The organism is Novosphingobium sp. FKTRR1 (genome assembly GCF_020404405.1).
GTDB lineage: Bacteria > Pseudomonadota > Alphaproteobacteria > Sphingomonadales > Sphingomonadaceae > Novosphingobium.
In genome coordinates this window covers 114,554-133,641 of record NZ_JAIZDA010000011.1, presented here as the reverse complement: position 1 = coordinate 133,641, position 19,088 = coordinate 114,554, and the positions used below count along the sequence as shown (strand labels likewise).

Annotated in this window: 14 protein-coding genes; 4 read left to right on the top strand and 10 right to left on the bottom strand. The window is 66.3% G+C overall.

Annotation, left to right across the window (positions count from 1 at the left end; all coding sequences use genetic code 11):
- Positions 1-151: 151 nt before the first annotated feature.
- On the bottom strand, positions 152-2,104 hold the full coding sequence (locus tag LDN95_RS12455) for a tetratricopeptide repeat-containing sulfotransferase family protein (RefSeq protein WP_226018008.1): 1,953 nt from the start codon (positions 2,102-2,104) through the stop codon (positions 152-154).
- A gap of 532 nt (positions 2,105-2,636) precedes the next feature.
- Between LDN95_RS12455 and LDN95_RS12450 the strand changes: the two genes are divergently transcribed.
- Positions 2,637-5,123 (top strand): TonB-dependent receptor, encoded by a 2,487-nt coding sequence (locus tag LDN95_RS12450; RefSeq protein ID WP_226017999.1) that lies wholly within the window; start codon positions 2,637-2,639, stop codon positions 5,121-5,123.
- Between the two features lie 117 nt (positions 5,124-5,240).
- Here the strand turns inward: LDN95_RS12450 and LDN95_RS12445 are convergent, their stop codons facing one another.
- The 9 genes from LDN95_RS12445 to LDN95_RS12405 form a co-directional block, all read right to left on the bottom strand.
- The gene (locus tag LDN95_RS12445) at positions 5,241-5,855 is read right to left on the bottom strand and encodes a S8 family serine peptidase (protein WP_226017998.1); all 615 of its coding nucleotides are present in this window, start codon (positions 5,853-5,855) and stop codon (positions 5,241-5,243) included.
- Positions 5,856-5,861: 6 nt separating this feature from the next.
- Positions 5,862-7,565, bottom strand: coding sequence for an ABC transporter ATP-binding protein (locus tag LDN95_RS12440; protein WP_226017997.1), 1,704 nt, complete (start codon positions 7,563-7,565; stop codon positions 5,862-5,864).
- 2 nt (positions 7,566-7,567) lie between these two features.
- Entirely contained in the window at positions 7,568-8,632 is a 1,065-nt protein-coding gene (locus tag LDN95_RS12435) for a hypothetical protein (protein WP_226017996.1), read from the bottom strand.
- 24 nt (positions 8,633-8,656) lie between these two features.
- Entirely contained in the window at positions 8,657-9,763 is a 1,107-nt protein-coding gene (locus LDN95_RS12430) for a YncE family protein (RefSeq protein WP_226017995.1), read from the bottom strand.
- 64 nt (positions 9,764-9,827) lie between these two features.
- On the bottom strand, positions 9,828-10,157 hold the full coding sequence (gene qhpC / locus LDN95_RS12425; protein ID WP_226017994.1) for a quinohemoprotein amine dehydrogenase subunit gamma: 330 nt from the start codon (positions 10,155-10,157) through the stop codon (positions 9,828-9,830).
- Positions 10,154-11,605 carry a quinohemoprotein amine dehydrogenase maturation protein gene (gene peaB, locus LDN95_RS12420; RefSeq protein ID WP_226017993.1) on the bottom strand — a complete coding sequence of 484 codons (1,452 nt, stop codon included), beginning with the start codon at positions 11,603-11,605 and terminating at the stop codon, positions 10,154-10,156. Before peaB ends, qhpC begins: the two co-directional genes overlap by 4 nt.
- Positions 11,602-13,410 carry a quinohemoprotein amine dehydrogenase subunit alpha gene (gene peaA, locus LDN95_RS12415; RefSeq protein ID WP_226017992.1) on the bottom strand — a complete coding sequence of 603 codons (1,809 nt, stop codon included), beginning with the start codon at positions 13,408-13,410 and terminating at the stop codon, positions 11,602-11,604. The genes peaB and peaA overlap by 4 nt, the downstream gene beginning before the upstream one ends.
- 155 nt (positions 13,411-13,565) lie before the next feature.
- Positions 13,566-15,779, bottom strand: coding sequence for a xanthine dehydrogenase family protein molybdopterin-binding subunit (locus tag LDN95_RS12410; protein ID WP_226017991.1), 2,214 nt, complete (start codon positions 15,777-15,779; stop codon positions 13,566-13,568).
- On the bottom strand, positions 15,776-16,243 hold the full coding sequence (locus tag LDN95_RS12405; protein ID WP_226017990.1) for a (2Fe-2S)-binding protein: 468 nt from the start codon (positions 16,241-16,243) through the stop codon (positions 15,776-15,778). Before LDN95_RS12405 ends, LDN95_RS12410 begins: the two co-directional genes overlap by 4 nt.
- Before the next feature lie 190 nt (positions 16,244-16,433).
- Here LDN95_RS12405 and LDN95_RS12400 point away from each other — a divergent pair, with 190 nt between their 5' ends.
- The 3 genes from LDN95_RS12400 (at position 16,434) to LDN95_RS12390 (ending at position 19,088) form a co-directional block, all read left to right on the top strand.
- Positions 16,434-17,111: a TetR/AcrR family transcriptional regulator gene (locus tag LDN95_RS12400; protein WP_226017989.1), complete on the top strand. Its 678-nt coding sequence runs from the start codon at positions 16,434-16,436 to the stop codon at positions 17,109-17,111.
- A 220-nt stretch (positions 17,112-17,331) separates the two neighbouring features.
- Positions 17,332-18,531 carry an amine dehydrogenase large subunit gene (locus LDN95_RS12395; protein WP_226017988.1) on the top strand — a complete coding sequence of 400 codons (1,200 nt, stop codon included), beginning with the start codon at positions 17,332-17,334 and terminating at the stop codon, positions 18,529-18,531.
- Positions 18,528-19,088, top strand: coding sequence for a MauE/DoxX family redox-associated membrane protein (locus LDN95_RS12390; RefSeq protein ID WP_226017987.1), 561 nt, complete (start codon positions 18,528-18,530; stop codon positions 19,086-19,088). Before LDN95_RS12395 ends, LDN95_RS12390 begins: the two co-directional genes overlap by 4 nt.

Genomic DNA, 19,088 nt, shown 5'->3' with positions numbered 1-19,088 from the left:
GCACCGGTCGCGCCGATCAGGCTGTGAACCCTGACCGAAAGAAGCAAAAGACAAGACCGGCCTTGGCCTCGCCCCTCGATCCTTGGCAGCGCAATTATCCTATATGGTTCGTTTTGTCAAGATAGCCTGATGCGCGGCCGTCAATACTGCCTCAAATTCGGGCAGGAACGTCCGGATAGGCGGTCGCCACGTCACCCAGCGCATCGCGCAGCGGGCCGAGCCATGGTTCGAACAGCTTCCAGTGATCGACGCCATCGGTGAAGATCGGCTGGCGGACTTGTTCGGAACTGGCGGTGCGCACCGCGCGGCGGTTCTGCCAGAAGTTCAGGCAGGCATCCTCGAACGGCACGCCGACATGGGCGAGCAGGCGGCGCACCTCGCCCTCGGTATCGGCGACCATGCGCTCGTAGATCACGCGATGGACGGCGCCGGGCGCCTGACGGTCGAAGGCGGCCATCTGCGCCACGTAATCGCGGTAATAGTGGCCGATTTCCGCCAGATCATACGTGAACACCTGGCCCCGCGCGAAGTGCTGCTTCCAGCCCGAAAAGCAGCAGCCCATCGGATGGCGGCGCGCGTCGATGATCGTGGCATTGGGCAGGATCAGCCGGATCAGGCCGACGTGCTGCCAGTTGTTGGGCATCTTGTCGATGAACAGCGGTTTGTCGGTCTTGCGGTGGACGCGCGTGCGTTCGATGTATTCCTCGCCCAGCCGGGCAAGATCGGCGGGGGCAAGCGAGGCGAGCACCGCGCCCAGCGAGGCGAACTCGCCGCTGTCGATGCGCGCCTGCAAGCGGTCGGCCAGCATCATCAGGTCGGGCAATTCCATCGTGCCCTCGATCTGCGAATGGCTCGACAGGATCTGCTCGACCAGCGTGGAGCCCGAGCGCGGCAGACCGACCACGAAGATCGGATCGCGCGCCGGGCACCCTTGCGCGGCATGGGCGGCCAGGAACGGCGCGGTGAACAACGCGGCATGGTCGGCCACCGCGCGGGTCACCTCGGCACCATCGTATTCGACTTGCTGGCGGCGCAGCGCATTGCCGCGCGCATAGTGCGCGAACGAAGCCTCGGCCTCGGCCGCATCCTCGTGCGCCTTGCCGAGCGCGAAATGCAGTTGCGCGGCCTCCTCCTCGTCGGTCACCGAAGCGAGCGCGGTGGACATCGTGGCGATGTCGGCGGCGTCGAGCTTCACCGTCTTGAGGTTGGCAAGGCTCCACCACGCCTCACCCAGCGCGGGATTCTGCGCGATGGCGCGGCGATAGGCGGCGATGGCGTCGGCCTGATGGCCCAGCGTCTTTTCGACATGGCCAAGGTTCATCCACACGCGCGGCTGATCGCCACCATGGCTGACCAGATGGCGATAGAGCGTGCGCGCCTCCTCCTGTTCGCCGGTGCGCACCAGCAACGAGGCAAGCAGCAGCGCGTGACCGGCTTCGCGCGGGGCATCGGCGACAAGGCGGCGCGCGTGGGGGATCGCGTCGGCCACGCCGGGGCCAAGCGCCAGAATGCGCACCAGCAGCTCGCGCGCTGCGCCAAAGCCGGGCGCGATGGCCAGCGTGCGGTTCAGCAGCGCGACCGCTTCCTGCAGATCGCCCTTGCGCCAGGCGATCTCGCCCAGCATCCGCAGCGCGGCGGCATCGCGCGGGTTTGCCTGCAAGCGGCCCGCCAGCAGCGCTTCGGCCGAATCGAACTGCGCCTCACCCAGCGCAGCGGCGGCGCGCAGGAGTACCGGATCGCGCGAGGCGGCCTGAATGGCAGAAACGTCGGCGGCGCAGGCCTCGGCCTCGTTCCCTTGCGCGCGCAAGGTGTCGGCCAAAGCCGCCCATGCCGGGGCCAGATCGGGTTTGAGCGCCACGGCGCGGCGCAAGGCGGCCATGGCATCGCGCGGGCGATCGAGCGCCAGCAGCGTCAGGCCCAGTTCGCACGCGGTGGCGGCAGAACGCGGCTGTTCGGCGGCAAGGCGCGCCAGCACGCCAAGCGCTTCGGCAAACTGGCCGGTCACGCGCAGGGCCTGCCCCTCGATCAGGATGGCCTGCGGATGGCCGGGCACCACGCGCAGGATCTCACGCGTTTGGGCCAGCGCCATCGCGGGCGCGCTCATCAGCAAGGCCTGCGCATGGCCGAGCGCGGCATCGAGCGTGCCGACGGGCCCGGATTCGGCGGTGGTGGCCGTAGTGGTATCGGTAGAATCTGCGACCAAAGTGCGACGCCCCTTATCGTTGCCGGCGCCCTTGGAACTGCGCCAGATCGGCCTTGTTGTCGAGTCCGAGCCCGGCGCAAGCGTAAAAGGGCAAGCCGATCAGGCGCTGCGCCATCCGCCGCCACCCTTTTAAGCCATATCGGACCAAGCGCGTTGACTCGCACCGCGCCGATGGCACAAATTCATTTCGGACACCCGTACTAAAAGGCAATTTTGCGGGGGTCGGTGGGTTTTTGTCGATCGCTAAGTGCCGTGTGCGTTGCACCGGACGCTTGTTTTGCAACACGCAAAGCGGGCGACGGGAAACTGTGTTCGCAAGCGTTTGCACGGGCACCGCGTGGTCGACCGCATGGCTTGAATGAACGGACCCGCAAAGCGGGCCGTGCCGCAGGAGAGGGCACTTCGGAGCAACAAGGCCAACAGGGGGTCGTAAATGGCAGTTTCAAGAAGTTCACGCGCCAAACGCTTTGCAGGATTGCTCGGTGCATCGACGGTACTGACCACGCTGGCATTGCCGATGGCGGCGATGGCGCAAGAGGCGCCCGCCCCGGCCGAAGCGCCGCAACCGGCGGCCGACAGCGGCGGTCTGACCGAAATCGTCGTGACCGCCACGCGCAAGAGCGAGAGCATCCAGAAGGTCGCGATCTCGCTGCAGGCGCTCGATCCCGCCACGCTGGAACAGCATCAGGTCAGCAGCTTTGCCGACTATGCCAACCTGCTGCCTTCGGTTTCGTTCGAAACGCTCGGGCCCGGCCGCAGCCAGCCCTTCTTCCGCGGCATCTCGGTTTCGGGCGGTCAGGCATCGACCGTCGGCGTCTATCTTGACGACATGCCGATCACCGCGCCCGACCGTAACCCCGAACTGCACATCTATGACGTCGAGCGCGTCGAGGCGCTGTCGGGTCCGCAAGGGACGCTGTTCGGCGCCAGCTCGCTTGCCGGTACGCTGCGCATCATCACCAACAAGCCCAAGTTCGACAAAGTCGAAGCCGGGATCGACGTTCAGGCCAACAAGTGGGGCAAGGGTTCCGCAGGCGGTCAGGTCGAAGGCTTCGTCAACGTGCCGCTGTCCGAAAAGGCGGCGATCCGCCTGATGGGCTTCTACGACAAGACCGGCGGCTACATCGACAACGTTCCGGCGGTCTACAATTACGAATCGGTGCCCTACACGATCAACAACAGCGCGATCGCCAAGAAGGACTACAACACCAACGAGGAATGGGGCGGCCGGGCGCAACTGGCGCTAAAGCCTTCGGATGACTGGACGATCACGCCGGGCATCACCTATCAGGGCCTGAATTCGAAGGGCGCCTACAACTTCGATCCCAAGTTCGGCGATCTGGTGGTGCACGATTTCAGCCCGACCTGGCTGAAGGATGACTGGTATCAGGCATCGCTGACCATTCAGGGCAAGATCGGCGATTTCGACATCGTTTCGGCCACGGGTTACTTCAACCGCAAGATCAAGAACTCGAACGACTACACGTACTATTCGGTCACGTACGACAAGCTCGCCGCCGCCGATCCGGGCTATATCGAATATACCAACTTCAAGGACAAGAACGGCAACTTCATCAACCCGACGCAGCAGTATTACGGCGAGATCAAGCAGCGCAAGTTCACGCAGGAAGTGCGTCTGTCGGTACCCAAGGACTGGCCGTTCGACCTGACCATCGGCGGGTTCTACCAGTTCCAGAAGTCGATCAGCGACGTCAACTACTTCATCCCCGGATTGAGCCAGGCGACCAACATCTATGGCTTCTCGCCCGCCCTGCCCGGCGCAATCAATCCGGACTCGTTCTATCTCGTCGAACAGGATCGCCACTTCAAGGACGGCGCCGCCTTTGCCGAAGGTAGCTGGGAATTCGTCAAGAACGTGAAGATCACCGGCGGTATCCGTCGCTATGTGTCCGATACCGGCAACGTCGGTTTCGCCGGCATCTGGCGCAGCGCCAAGAACACCACCACCGCGCATCAGGCCGATGGCACGCCGGGTTGCTGGAACAGCGATCCTGCGGTGATCTACAACAAGTTCATCCACCCCACCCGTCTGAGCTGCATCAACACCGGCAACCAGAACTCGCACGACGTCGGCGAAACCCACAAGGTCAGCCTGTCGTGGCAGGCAACGCCCGACAAGATGATCTACACCACCTACTCGACCGGGTTCCGTCCGGGTGGCGGTAACCGTCTGGCCGGATCATCGCCGTACAAGCCCGATACGCTGACCAACTTCGAACTGGGGTGGAAAACCCGCTGGGGCAGCAACTTCCGCTGGAACGCGGCGGTCTATTACGAAAAGTGGAAGGGCGTGCAGTACGTCGTCATTCCGCCGGGCTTCCAGGGTGCGGGCGTGGTGGTCAACGCCGGTGACGCGCGGGTCTATGGTATCGAGACCGACCTTGAATGGCGGCCCTACGAAGGCCTGACGCTGACCGCATCGGGCGCCCTGAACGACGCCAAGCTGGCCAACAACTTCTGCGCACTGGTTTCGCGCGCCGACCTCAGCGTGCGCCCGTCGTGCTCTGATGCCACCGGCGACATCGCCGCGCCGAAGGGCACCCGCCTGCCGCGCCAGCCGATCTTCAAGGGTTCGGCGACCGCGCGCTACACGTTCGATCTGGGCGGCAAGGAAAGCTTCGTCCAGGGCAGCGTGTTCCACCAGTCGGGCAGCACGTCGGACCTCGACCTGTCGAACAACGCGCTGCTCGGCAACACGGCGGGCTTCACCTCGTTCGACTTCTCGGCAGGGACCAAGTTCGAGAACATCGCGATCGAAGCGTTCATCCAGAACGCGTTCGACCGCCGGGGCATCTTGTCGAAGAACACCTTCTGCTCGATCGAATTCTGCTCGGGTTCGGCCCGCAGCTACCCGATCAAGCCGCAGTTCTTCGGGATCAAGGCAAGCTGGCGCTACTGATCGACCGGATCACCGTTCGTCACGATGGACCCCTCGCGCTGCGGCGCGGGGGGTTTTTCGTTGGGCGGCGGAGGTGGCTGCAACGAAGCGTCTGGCTTGTCGCGAAAAGCGCGCGGCTCAGATTCGCCCGGACGCCACCAGGCCGGTCACTTGCGCCGTGGCAAAGCTGATGCCGTGGAGGTTGCGCTGTTGCGCCACGCCGGGGATCGGGCGGGGATAGCCCGAGGCGTACAACACGCCGGCTTCCATCAGCACGTCGCCGCGCGGCACGTCCCAATCGAGGCCGACCGCGATCACGCCCGGCAGCATGCCCGGCCAGCACGGATCGCCCTCGGCGGTGGTGCGCGGGGCGACGAGGCGCGCGCTGCTGCGGGCCAGCGCGGCGGCAAAGTGTTCGGCATGGGCCGGGTTGGTGGTGCCAAGGCTGAGGTTGATCAGGCTTGCGCCCTGCCCGCTCGCCCAGTCGATCGCCGCGATCAGCGCGCGCGGACTGGCGCGCAAGGCATCGCGAAACACCCGCACGGGCAGGATCAGCGCTGCGGGGGCCAGTTCCTGAATCGCGGCGGTAACGGCGGTGCCGTGGCCGATGCGATCAAGCGCGGCGTCCTCCTCCTGCTCGATAGTACCGTCGGGCAGGACGCAGGCACCGGGCAACAGGCGCTCGGCCACGATATGCGGATGGCCCGGATGGACCCCGCTGTCGATCACCGCGATGCAGACAGGCTCAGTCATGCAGGCTCAGCCATGCAGGCTCGCCTTGCCGTCGCGCAGCGTCACCACCATGTCGGCAGCCTCGGCCAGCGCGGGACGATGGGTGATGATGACCAGCGTGGCATCGGGCAGCATCCGGCGCAGGCCCTCGCCCACGCGGCGTTCGGTTTCGGCATCGAGCGCGGCGGTCGGCTCGTCGAGCACCAGCACCGATGGCCGGCGCAACAGCGCGCGGGCCAGCGCGATGCGTTGGCGCTCGCCCGCCGACAACGACAGGCCGCGCTCGCCGACCGGGGTCGCCAGCCCTTGCGGCAGCCGCACCAGCAGAGCCCCCAGCCCCGCCGCCTGCGCCGCCTGATCGACCGCCTCGGGCGTGGCCGCATCGCAGGCGAAGGCGATGTTGGCCGCGATCGAGGCGTTGAACAGGAACGGAGCCTGATCGACCAGCAGGATCTCGCGCCGCAGGTCGGCCAGCGCCACGTCGCGGATATCGTGCCCGTCGACCACGATGCGCCCGGCCTGCGGGTCTTGAAAGCGCACCAGCAAGTCGGCCAGCGTCGATTTGCCCGCACCGCTTTCGCCCAGCACCGCGCAGTGCGCGCCCGCCGGGATCACCAGATCGACCCCGTCGAGCACCGCCTCGCGATCGTGGCGGAAGCAGACGCCTTCGAAGCGGATTTCGCCGCGCACCGGGCCGAGCGGGGCGGGATCGGCGCGCTCGGTCACGTCGGGGGCGGTGTCGAACAGCTCGAAGATGCGCGCCAGCGACACGCGCGTGCTGGCAAGCCCCGACGACAGGCCGAGCAGCGCCTGCACCGGCGCGAACAGCCGCGCGTGATAGGCCATGAACGCCACCAGCGTACCTATGGTCAGTTCGCCGGTGAACACCCGCCAGCCGCCATACAGCGTGACCGCGGCGGTCGAGATCGCCAGCAGCGCGCCGGGCAGCGCCCCGGTCAGGAACGAGGCGACCTGCATCCGCAGCATCGTGTCGACAAAGCGGCCATTGGCGTGGGCAAAGCGCGCCGCCTCGTGCCCCTCTGCCCCCAGCGCGGTGACCACGCGCATGCCCATGACCGTATCGACCAGCAGGCTGCCAAGGTCGGCGCCGCGCTCGCGCATGTCGCGGGTGATCAGGACCAGCCGCTGTTGCAGGCGCACGAACGTCAGCACCGCAACCGGCACCAGCACCGTTCCCACCGCGAACAACCGCCAGTCGAGCCACAGCATCAGCACCACGCTGCCGATCAGGAACAGCACGTTGCCCAGCGCCGCCAGCAGCGTATCGGCCGCCGCGCGCTGCACGTCGCTGACATCGCTGTTGATCCGGCTCATCAGGTCGCCCAACCGGAAGCGCGCGTAAAAGCGCGGGCTGAGCGTCTGCAGATGGCGCAACAGCGCGACGCGAATGTCGAACAGCATCGCCGCCGAAATCTTCACATAGCGATAGCTCGACGCGATGTTGAGGCCGTAGCCGCCCAGCGTGACGCCGACGGTGGCCGCCGCGATCAGCAGCAGCGCCTGTCGGTCATGGCCCAGCAGCGCCTTGTCGATCATCAGCTTGGACAGATAGGGCTGCACCAGATTGACCGCTGTCGCCAGCAGGCTGAGCGCCAGCACAAATACCAGCCGCGCGCGATAGGGTGCAAGGTAGGGCAGCAACCGCCGATACGTGCGCCATTGCGCCACCGATGGCGCGGGCGGCGCGGGAGATTGGAGCGGAGGCACCATGCTCAGCCGACCGTGTCCCGCGCCACCAGCCGGTTGCCGCGCAGCACGAAACCGGGCTCGGGTTCGGCGGCCAGAATTTGCGTGCACCAGTCATGGCCGGCGGCGGTGGCCTCGGCCTGTGCGCGCCACCACGCGCCAGATCCGCCATTGCGGTAGAACGGCAGGCAGGCGGCAAGGTGGCGGCGCAACGCGGCGATCAGCATCGCGCGGTAGTGGCGCAACAACGGAGCCGGGTCGAGGCTTTCGGTCGCGCAGTCCCCGGCAATCGCGCTGGCCACCGCCGCCGCCAGAATGCCGCCGCGCGCCGCCGTGGCGGTACCATCGCCGCACAAGGGATCGAACGCCAGCGCGCCGCTGCCCAGCGCCAGCCAGTCGGGTCCGGTCAGGTGATCGAGCATGCGCGGCGCGGTCTGAAAACGCGCCTCAACCGCCCCGGCGCTGGCGATCGCAGGCGCGACAAGGCGGCTGTGGCCCAGCAGCGCGTCGGGCTCTGCCCCCACCGCCAGCAGCCAGCCGTGCGTAGCGCCCAGCGGGATCAGGAACAGCCAGCCAAGCGGCGTGGCCTCGATCAGCACGGCGGCGGCATCGGCGCCAGCGGCCAGCGTGACCGGAGCCGCCGCCGCCTCGCGCTCACCAAACAGCCGCAGCGCGGGTTCGGGCACCGCCGTGTCGGCATACAGGGTAAAGGCCTGGGCCGATCCCTCCGCGCAGACGGGTGCGGGCGCTGGTACAGGGGGGGCAAGGCCGGACAGCAACTCTGCCCCGGTCACTGCCACCGCGTTGTGCGGCACAGTCACCGGCTCGCCCTGCCCCCAACGCACGATCCGTCGCTCGATGGCATGCGCGCCGCTGAAGGTGCCGCTGGATGGCTGGAAACAGGATGGGCCAAACAGGTCGCGCAACAGCGCCAGTGCCTGTTCGCCCAGCATGACCACCGGCGCCGCTCCGCGCGCAGGCCCCGGCTCGACCGCGAAGCCGACGCCATTAGCGGCCAGCGTATGCTGCGCGGCCAGCGCTGCCACGCCGCGCCCCCGGATCAGGACGGCCGCGCCGCCCGATCCGGTCATGCCCGCAAGCCCCCGCGCGCCATGTTACTTGAGGACGAGCATGCCCGCCATGGTCGCATCGGCGCCCAGGTCATAGGTCTTTTCGTATTTCAGCGTCTGCGCGTTGTAGAGTTCGATGTCGTAGCTGGCGCCATAGATGTACAGGCTGGCGCCATCGCCCGACATGCCCAGCGTGAAGCGCGAACGGCAGTGGAATTCGGCCTTGTCGGTCAGCTTGAGGCTGGCCATGTCGAACTTCCAGAACTCGCAGCGCTTGTTGCCGGTCATGCCGTTGGTGACCACGGTGTAGCCGGTCTTGCCGTCGGGCGTGATCTCCAGCCCCGAAATGCCGGTGGTGATCGGCCCCATCGAGGTGAAGCTGAACTTGCGCGAATTGAGGTCGAACTTGCCGAGGCCAAACACCTTGTTGTGCACATAGGGGTCGGCGGCGGTGAACAGCGAGACCAGTTCGTTCGAATTGGTCATTTGGAACCCTTCGACGCCGCCGCCAAAGGCCACCGATTCATACCCCGTCGCCTCGGGCTTCTGCACGTCGATCCGGTCGACCACCTTCAACGTGGCGACATCGACCACCAGCACCTTGTCCTTGAACACGTACATCGTCTTGCCATCGGGCGAGAGCATCACCGGCGCGCGATAGCCGCCGTTGAGCGCATCGTCCTCTGGCGTCAGTTCGGCGGTGCGCACGACCTTTTTCTGAGCGATGTCGATCACCGCGAACGACTGCTTGCCCACCTTCCAGCGGTCGACCAGCTTGTCGGTGCGCAGCAGCGTGGTGTAGAAAAAGCGCCCGCTGGGATCGGGCACGCCGCCGTTGAAGCGATAGCGTTCGGTCGGGGTGTTGAGGTTGAACTGCGTCAGGATCTTGTGCGACTTGGCGTCCATCACGATCACGCTGCTGTTGGTGATGGTGGTGGCAAAAATCTTCGACTGGTCGGGCGTGATCCGCAGCGAGACCGGCAGCCCGCCTTCCAGCTGGATCTTCTCCTTGATCGCGCCGGTCGCCTCGTCAACCGTGAACAGCTTGTCGGGATAAGTGCCGAGCATCAAGGTGCCGGCGCTGGCCGGAACGCCCCCGGCAAGGGCCAGAGCAGAGACGGCGAAGGCGGCCTTGCGGACAAGCGTGGTCATGCGGTGGTCCCTTATCGGTGCGGACAACAAGCGGGCGCAGGGCGGAGGCGTCCCCGCCCCGCGATCAGGGAAAGACGATGTCGAGGTTGCGCCAGTCCTTGGTCGCGGCGGCGCAGTTGCTCGCCCAGTCGGGCGAATAGTTGACATGGTCGGCCATCTGCACCGGCCAGAAACAGGTGACATAGCAGTCATAGATGTCACGTTCGACCGGCTGGCACAGCCCGGCGGTGCCGCCGCTGGCGTCGACTTCCCAGCCCGGCGAGAACGACAGCGAACAACCGACCGGCACGTGCGGCCGGGGTGCCTGCTGCAGCGCGACCACATCCTCATCCATCGAGGCCATGTCGGCCTCGATCTTGCGCGCCTTGGCGTTGAGCGGCTTCAGGTGCTTCATTGCAAGCCCTTTCGTTCAGCGAAGCGTTCGAGAAATTCGGGGTTCTTCTGCGCCAGCGTACCATAGATTTGCAGGCAGCGATCGGTCCACTGGCGGATCCAGTCGCAGTAATGCAGGTTGGCGTGGCCGGTGTCGCCATAGCGCACGAACGCTTCGTGATGGCACCCGCCCGCGCACAGCGGCCGCGCCCAGCAACTGGTGCATTCGTACTTGGCCGCGACATGCCCGCGCGTCAGGAAATCCTCGCGCTTTTCCTGATCGAGCCCGGTCGAGATGTGCCCCAGCGTGTGCGTGTCGGCATCGGTAAAGCGATGGCACGGCGACAGATCGCCCGAGGGACTGACCCCCAGCAGGCCAAGGCCCGCGCCGCACGGATGCGACTTGTTGCTGCCCGCGATCAGTTCGCTCAAGGTTTCGGACACGTTGGTGAAGCCGTGGACCTTGCCCTGCAGCGCGTAGTCCAGCCATTCGTCGGCCAGCGCCTCGAAATCGGCGAGCACGCCGGTCATCGCATCGCCATTGAGCGAATATTCGCGCTCATCGGCCGAAGTCACCGGGGCAAAGCCGACCTCATGAAAGCCGATATCGTGCTTCAGGTGCTGGTAGATGCGCTTCACGTCGGTGACCCCGGCGCTCAGCGTGACGCGGGCGGTGACGGCGCGGGTCTTGTGCCCGGCGATCAGCTTGCGCAGCCGCGGCTCCATCACCGCATAGCTGCCCTTGCCGTTCTTGTAGACGCGGCGGGCATCCTGCAGTTCGGGCGGACCGTCCATCGATACGGTGACGCCGACCGCATGATCCGACAGGAACTGGATGATCTCGTCGGTCAGCAACGTGGCGTTGGTGGTCAGGCTGTAAGTGATGCGCTTGCCCGCCGCTGCCGCCGCCTCATCGGCATAAAGCACCACGTCGCGCAGCAGGCGGAAGTTCATCAGCGTTTCGCCGCCGAAGAAGGTGATGTGCACCGCCTCGCGCCGCCCGGCGCTGCCCAGCAGAAAATCGACCGAGGACTTGGCGGTTTCCACCGTCATGTACTTGGGCTTGCCCGCCGGGGTGGCGATCTTGTCGGCGCCGAATTCGTAGCAATACGTGCAGGCCAGGTTGCACTGGTTGGTGACGTTCAGCACCAGCGCCTGCAACGGGAAGTCGGCGGGCGGGGCGGCGGGGGTGAGCCCCTGCACCACCTGATTGGCCTCGATCGCGCGGGCCAGCCGCAGCTCGCGCACCAGCCCTTCGGCATCGACGGCGGAAAGGCCATCCCCGATCAGCGCGCGGACCAGATCGTCATGGTCCAACTCACCTTGCGCCAGCAGGTCGAGCACCTTGCGCGTCGCCCCGTCGGCGGCAAAGATCGCGCCTGCCGTTACCAGATAGATGAAGTCGGCCCCTTCGGCCCGGAATTCGTGAATTTCGCCAAGGCGATAGCGGTGCGCCAGAAGTGTCGTCATTCGGAAACCCCCGGATTGTCCCAACGCTTGTACGCCGGGACGGTGACGACCAGATAAGACCTTGCGGTCAGCGGCTGGCCTTGCGCGTCCTTTTCGGTCCTGGCCTTGGCCACCACCCAGACATCGCCATAGTTGTTGCGATTGCCGCTGCGCTGCGGGTTCGGGCCGTCGATGGACGGGCTGAAGAACCCGGCATTGCTCAGCTTGCCGACGTAGTGGACGTCATCGTCGTACCAGGTCGCCTGAAACTCCTCGACGCTGAAGTCGGCATCGACCGCGCCGACTTTCACGTCGTCGGCAGTGTGCGGCTTGCCATCGGGGCCGTTGTCATAGCCCCATGCGTCGAACTGGGCATAGCCGATGCCGCGCTTGCCCCCGGCCTCGCCCAGCCGGGCCAGACTGGTTTCGGGCGTGACCTTCAGGTAATCAACCTTGCGATAAAGCGGCAGCCCGCCTGCCAGCACCGCCGAGCCGACCGACACGTCATGCACCGCCGCCTTGGCATCGGGCGCAGCGTCGACGCTGACCACGATCTCGCCCGAACTGGCCGAGACCAGCTTGGTCACCGTGACGCCAGTGCCCAGATCGATGTCCTTGGCGGTCAATCCGCTGGGGAACGCATCGCCATAGACGTGGATCTGCGCGCCCTTGGTTCCGGCCTTGATCGAGGCGGGCCAGACCGCGCTGATCGTCGGGCTGCCATCGGCGCGGGTCAGCGTGACGTCGTAACCGAATTCCTGATAGTCGCCCCAGAACCAGCGGCCGCTCGCGCTCTTGCGGTCGGGCGAGAACGTCAGCGCGCTGCGGAACGGCTGGTCGATGGCGTCGGGCGCGGTGGGCGTGGCGCCCGAGGTGACGCGACCGCGCCAGGCATAGCCGCCATAGACGACGCCGTTGCCGGTGGCGGTAAGGCCCGCCGCACCGGTCACCGAGCGCAGCGCGATCGAGGTCTTGAACTCCTCGTCCGTGGCGCCCGGCGCAACGATGAACGAGCCATAATACTTGCCCTTGCCCGGCAGCCACGCGCTGACCAGCCACTTGCCGGCCAGCCGGGGTGCCTGCTTGCGTGCTTCCCATGCGGTCCATTCGGGGGTGCGCAGCGGCGCGACCTTGCGCAGATATTCAAGCGCGACCTGCCCCGCCGTCACCGGAATCGCGCCCGGCTTGTTGACCACCGGCTCGGTCTCACCGAACACCGCGCCGGGACGGTCGGTCGCCGGGCGGCGATACTGCGCGTCGGCCTGCGAATAGAGCGCGACGTGGAAGTCCTGCAGGTTCTTCCATTCCTGCGCCGACCGCCGCCAGGACAGCGGCTGGGCAAAGGCGTGGCAGGCAGCGCAGCTCGTCCGCACCGATTCGCTGGGAATGTTGGTCTCGTCGATCACGCGCTTTTCGACCAGGTACGACACCGGCTTGGCCTCTTCCGGGGCCAGACCGTGACTGCCCGCAAGATAGCGCACGATGTGCCGCGCGTCTTCCGGGGTGACCGCCGCGCCGTTCAGTCGGACCATGCGCTTGATCGCCTGATCCCAGCCTTCGGGCGTGGTACGCACCCACGAGATGCGCGAAAGGTTGCCCTTGGCATCGGCGGTGTGACACGCGCCGCACTTTTCGCGGGTCAGCGCATCGGTGACCGGAATGCCCTCTTCGGTTTCGGCATCGGCTGCGCCCGGGCTCGACTGACCGATGACCGCGGTGGCCGAAAACAGCCCCGCCGCCCCCAGCAGGAACAGGCCGGTAAGCCGACGGGCGGCACCCGACCGAGGCGGCATCGAAGGAACCGTAGCGGCGACCGGAACGACCATCTGCGTCAAACCCCCTGAGCCATGCGGGCACCCCGATTCGATGCCCTTGCGTCAGATGCAAGACTGGACACGCGTCCAAGATTTGGTCAAACGCTTTGTACTAAAGCTTGAGTAATGCCCGCTAAAAGGGTGGAGGCCTGTTCGGTTCAGGCCGTTCAAGCCAGTTGCAGCGGCAGGCTGCGCAACCGCTTGCCGGTGGCGGCGCGGATGGCGTTGGCAACCGCCGGGATCACCGGCGGCAGCGTCGGCTCACCAAGCCCGGTCGGTGGATAGTCGCTCTTGACCCAGCTTATCGCGATCTCGCCCGGCTTGGCATCGAGCCGCAGCAGCGGGAAGTCGGTGAACGTCACCGTCTGCACCGCGCCTGCTTCCTGCACCACCGGCTGCCAGACCAGCGCTTGCGCCAGCCCGTCGATCGCGGCCCCTTGCGCCTGATGTTCGGCGTTGAGCGGGTTGATGATCTGCGAGCCGATGTCGCCTGCGATCCACACTTTGTCGACCTTCACCGCACCGTCGGTCACCGTCACGTCGACCACTTCGGCAAAATAGCCGCGATGGCTGAAATAGAAGCCGAAGCCGCGACCCTTGCCGGCGACCGACGAGGACTTGCCGGTCCACCCGGCGAAGGCGACCACGCGCTCGATCACGGCGCGCGCACGCGCGGTGTTGAACACGATGCCGGGTCGGTCGGTCGGCAGTTCGCGCGGGGCCCCCAGCGTGCGCAGCATCAGCGCGGGCAAGTCGGTTCCCGCCGCTTCTGCCACTTCATCAAGGAAGCCCTGGAACACGAAAGCCATCGCGTTAGAGGTCGGCGCGCGCAGCCAGCCGGTGGTGAGGTTGGTGGTCAGGAACGACTGGGCAAGGTGCGTGTCGGGCACCACCGAGGCGGGAAACTCGCTGGCCGGAAGTTCCGCCGCGCGCACCGGCTTGCCCCCGGCGCCAAAGGTCACGAAGTGGTCCTTGAACGCCACCAGCGCGCCTTGCGCGTCAAGCCCGGCGGTGAACCGGTGCCAGCCTGCCGGGCGGTAGTAATCGTTGCGCAAGTCGTCGGTGCGGTCGAACAGCAGCTTGACCGGACGGCCCGGCAGCGCCTTGGCCACTTGGCCGGCCAGCACCATGTAGTCGTTCATCAGCCGCCGTCCGAAACCGCCGCCGATCCGCGTCATGTGGATGGTCAGCGCTTCGGGCGCGATGTTCAGCATCGTCGCCACGTCCTTGCGCCCCGATCCGGGGTTCTGCGTCGGCGCCCAGAATTCCAGCTTGCCGTCCGCATGCCACAGCGCGGTGCAGTTCTGCGGCTCCAACGTGGCGTGCGCCAGAAACGGATAGGAATAGTCGGCGGTCACGACTTTGGCCGCGCGGGCCAGCGCCGCATCGGCATCGCCCGCCTTGAACACCGTGGCGTCGGGCGCCTTGCCCAGCGCGGCGGCCGCCTGCGTGGCATAGAGCGCGGTCGAAAAGGCTTGTTGTTCAGCGATATCCCAAGTGATCTTCAGCTTGTCGCGCAGCTTCTGCACGGTCCACCACGAATTGCCGACGATGGCGACGGCATCGTGCTTGCCGGTGGCGCACTGGCCGCTGCTGATCGGTACGACCGCGACCACGCCGGGCGCCGCACGGACCGCGGCATCGTCAAGGCTGGCGAGCGTACCGCCGATGGCCGGGCACTTGACCAGCGCGGCGTGGAGCATCCCCGGCAGGCGGGTGTCGATGCCATAGAGCGGTTCGCCGCGCACGATCTTGGGCGTGTCGACGCCGCGCTTGGCGGTGCCGATGATGTGGAATTCCTCGGGCTTTTTCAGCGTGACTTTGGCCAGATCGGGGACGGGCACGGCCGCTGCCGCACTGGCCAGCGCGCCATAAGTGGCGCTGCGCCCGCTGGCGGGATCGATCACCCGCCCGGCCGAAGTCCTGAGCCCGCTGGCCGCAACGCCCCATTGCGCCGCCGCCGCGCTCACCAGCATGGCGCGCGCCGCCGCGCCGACCTGACGCGCGGGCAGCCAGTTCATCGGCGTGGCGGTGCTGCCGCCTGCCACCTGCACGCCATAGAGCTTGTCGTTGGCGTCGGTCTGCTCGATCCGCACTTGCTCCCACGCCACGTCGAGTTCATCGGCCAGCAGCATCGGCAGCATCGTCTTGATGCCCTGCCCGATCTCGGGATTCTTGGCGCCGATGGTCACCGTGTTGTCGGGCGCGATGCGGATGAAGGCGTTGAGCACGACCGCTTGCGGGGCGACCACGCCTGCGGCCAGCGCCATCTGCGCATCGAACGTCAGCGCCGCGCCGCCCGCCAGCGAGGCGACCAGAAACGAGCGGCGGCTGAGCGCGGGATCGGCGACCTGGGTTTTACCAACGATCGGCGCGGTCATGCCTTTTCCTCCAGCCCGGCGGCAACGCGGATGGCGCGCTCGATCCGCACATAGGTGGCGCAGCGGCAGATGTTGCCGTTCATCCCGCCGACGATATCGTCGGGACCGGGCTTGGGCGTGGCGGTCAGCAGCGCGGTGGCCGACATGATCTGCCCGGCCTGACAATACCCGCATTGCGGCACGTCGATCGCCTCCCACGCCTCAACCACCTTGCGGCCGACCGGCAGCGCGGCGACGCCCTCGATCGTGGTGACGTGCTTGCCCACCGCCTCGCCGATCGGGGTCTGGCACGAGCGCACCGCCTGCCCGTCGAGCAGAACCGTGCAGGCCCCGCACAGTCCGGCGCCGCAGCCGAACTTGGTGCCGGGCAGGTCCAGATCCTCACGCAATACCCACAGCAGCGGCTTGTCCGCTTCGGCTGTGACGGCGCGCTTGCGGCGGTTGACGGTCAATTCGATGGGCACGGCACTTCTCCATCCAGACGCGGCACCAACCCTTGAACTGACGCTGGGTTCCGCTCCGCCTCGTTTCGACCATTTCAGGACAGGCTTCAAGGATCGCGTCAAGACGCAACGTCGTTATTCGCGTCCGATCCGGCATAAAGGGCGCCGGGGGTGACTCGCTTCGGCAGCGGGGAGATGATAGCGCAAGGGCATGACGGTGAACACGGCGGGGGCCCAGATACAGGATCAGCCAGCGGCAACGCGCCCGGGAACCTACTTGCGCGGAACCGAAACGGTCGACGCCATCCTGAAGGCCGCGCACGACGTGCTGATCAACGAGGGCGCCAGCGCCTTCACCGTCCGCCGCATCGCCACCGCCTGCGGGATGAAGGTCGGCAACGTCAGCTATCACTTCCCGCGCAAGGAACTGCTGATCCAGATCCTGCTCGACGAGCTGCTTGAAAACTATGACAAGCTGCTTGAGGCAGAGGTTCGGCGGCCCGACCTTCTGCCCGAAGAACGGCTGCGGATGATCATCGTCATGTGCCTTGACGACATCGGCGGCAAGCGCACCACCCGGCTGTTCACCGAATTGTGGGCGCTGAGCAACCACAACGCCTTCATCGCCGAGCGGGTCCGGGTGTTCTACCAGCGGGTGCACGATTTCATCGGTGAATACGTGGCCGAACTGAACCCGGCGCTGTCACCCGCCGAAGTGCGGACCGTGGCCTTGTACATCAGCGCCGCAATGGAGGGCGCAACGCCGTTTGCCGGGTTCGAGAAACCGTGGGCGAGCGAACTGCCCGCACTCACCCGCATCGCCGCGCGCCATCTGGTCGAACTGGCCCGCTCGATCACCCCGGACGAGATTGCCGGACTTTCGTCCTGAACCGGCCGACCAGCATCATTGAACCACAACCCTTTTAAGCCATGCTGCATCGCAAACTTGGAAAAAGCCGCAAAGGCGCTTGACTAAAATTGGACGGGCGTCAAATCTTGCTCTCGAAACGCGGAACAACCCCATGGCAACACGATACAGGTCCGGCCTGTATCCGCTTGCGATCGGAACAGATTTCGCTCCACCGAAAAGCCATCAGGGGGCCGACGAGATGAAACTTGCCGCCATCGTTCGACAGTCTGCCGTCCGACAAGCCATCGCTCGAAAGCCCGTCGCCTCGGCGGCACTGGCTCTGGCCATGCTCGCCGCGCCGGCAGCCCATGCCGCCACCGCCTCGGTAGAGCCCGAGGAATCGGGCGTGAACACGCTTGAGGCGCCCAAGGCGAGCTGGTTCTTCGTGCAGCGCGGGTTCGTACTGGGCGGCACCTCGATTTATGACAGCAACACCGGCAAGCTGCTCGGCCAGGTCGAAACCCCGGTGCTGGGCGACATGGCGCTCGATCCTGCGGGCAAGGCCTATTACGTCGCGCAGACCATCTGGACCAAGCGCACGCGCGGCACCCGGCAGGACATGGTTACGGTCTATGATGCCAAGACCCTGAACTTTCAGGCCGATATCGACATTCCCGGCCGGATGCTGGTGGGCGGGCGCAAGAACAACTTCGTCGTCAGCGACGATGGCAAGTTCGCCTATGTCTACAATTACAACCCGGCCACGTCGGTCAACGTGATCGACCTGACCAAGCGCAAGTTCGTCAAGGCGGTGGAACTGCCCGGTTGCGCCGATCTGGTGACCGTGGCCGGAGTTGGCCTCTCGGCCCTGTGCAACGATGGCTCGATCGCGACCATCGCCCTTGCCGGCGCCAAGCCCGAGATCACCCATACCGCACCGTTCTTCAACGCCACCACCGATCCGGTGTTCGACAACTACGCCACCGACAAGGCGAAGAAGCAATCGGTGCTGCTGACCTACACCGGGCTGATCTACACCGTCGCGCTGGGCGCCAAGCCGGTGGTCGGCGAGCCGTTCTCGATCCAGGAAGCCGCCGGCATCCGCAAGGGCGAAACCAAGCCGCTCGAAGTCAACTGGTTCCCCGGCGGCGGTCAGCCGCTGGCGCTGCACCGCCCGACCGGACACTTGTTCGTGCTGATGCACCCCGGCGAATACTGGACGCACAAGGACGGCGCCACCGAAGTGTGGGAAGTCGATCTGGCGACCAAGAAGGTGGTCAAGCGGATTGCCGTGCCCGATCTGCCCGAAGCGGTCGAAGTAACTCAAGAGGCTGAGCCAAAGCTGATTCTGGCCGGCGGCAGCGACACTTTGCGGGTGATCGACCTCAAGACCGGGGCGATCAAACACACCATCAAGGAAGCCGGTTCGGGCCCGATCACGGTTGTCGAAAACCCGTGAGCGACCTTGCCCTCCAGCTCGGCCCCGTGGCCAGCCTGGCCGGGGCAATCGGGATCGGTCTGGTGTTCGTCCAGGCCGGTGCCGCCAAGTTGCGCCATCGTGACGTGCTGCCCGGCGTGATCGCCAACTATCGGCTGCTGCCAGATGCGCTGGTCGCCCCGCTCGCTGCGGTACTTCCCCCGTTCGAGATCGTGCTCGGACTGGTGCTGGCCGCCACGGGTGATATGGCCGCCGCCCTCGTCGCGGTCTCGCTGCTGCTCGGCTTTGCCGGAGCGATGGCGATCAACGTGGCGCGCGGGCGGACGCAGATCGACTGCGGTTGCGGGCGTTCGCAATTGCGCCAACCGATCGGATGGCCGCTGGTGCTGCGCAATCTCGTGATGGCCGCGCTGCTCGCGCCAGCCTGCGCTGGTTCGTTCCGGACCGGTGGGGCTGAGATCGGCGCGCAAGCTGTTGCGCTTGCCGCCGTGGCCGGGCTCATGCTGTTTCTGCTTTACCAGTTGTTCAACGCCATCGTAGCGCTGTCGGCCTCGCCGCTGGCGTCCGGGCGGAGGTGA

What these genes read in the sequence shown, in the direction of transcription:
- LDN95_RS12430 (WP_226017995.1), bottom strand. Translation starts at nt 9,763, where the DNA reads ATGACCACGCTTGTCCGCAAGGCCGCCTTCGCCGTCTCTGCTCTGGCC.
- LDN95_RS12435 (WP_226017996.1), bottom strand. Translation starts at nt 8,632, where the DNA reads ATGACCGGATCGGGCGGCGCGGCCGTCCTGATCCGGGGGCGCGGCGTG.
- peaA (WP_226017992.1), bottom strand. Translation starts at nt 13,410, where the DNA reads ATGGTCGTTCCGGTCGCCGCTACGGTTCCTTCGATGCCGCCTCGGTCG.
- LDN95_RS12395 (WP_226017988.1), top strand. Translation starts at nt 17,332, where the DNA reads ATGAAACTTGCCGCCATCGTTCGACAGTCTGCCGTCCGACAAGCCATC.
- qhpC (WP_226017994.1), bottom strand. Translation starts at nt 10,157, where the DNA reads ATGAAGCACCTGAAGCCGCTCAACGCCAAGGCGCGCAAGATCGAGGCC.
- LDN95_RS12410 (WP_226017991.1), bottom strand. Translation starts at nt 15,779, where the DNA reads ATGACCGCGCCGATCGTTGGTAAAACCCAGGTCGCCGATCCCGCGCTC.
- LDN95_RS12450 (WP_226017999.1), top strand. Translation starts at nt 2,637, where the DNA reads ATGGCAGTTTCAAGAAGTTCACGCGCCAAACGCTTTGCAGGATTGCTC.
- LDN95_RS12440 (WP_226017997.1), bottom strand. Translation starts at nt 7,565, where the DNA reads ATGGTGCCTCCGCTCCAATCTCCCGCGCCGCCCGCGCCATCGGTGGCG.
- LDN95_RS12400 (WP_226017989.1), top strand. Translation starts at nt 16,434, where the DNA reads ATGACGGTGAACACGGCGGGGGCCCAGATACAGGATCAGCCAGCGGCA.
- LDN95_RS12445 (WP_226017998.1), bottom strand. Translation starts at nt 5,855, where the DNA reads ATGACTGAGCCTGTCTGCATCGCGGTGATCGACAGCGGGGTCCATCCG.
- LDN95_RS12455 (WP_226018008.1), bottom strand. Translation starts at nt 2,104, where the DNA reads ATGAGCGCGCCCGCGATGGCGCTGGCCCAAACGCGTGAGATCCTGCGC.
- peaB (WP_226017993.1), bottom strand. Translation starts at nt 11,605, where the DNA reads ATGACGACACTTCTGGCGCACCGCTATCGCCTTGGCGAAATTCACGAA.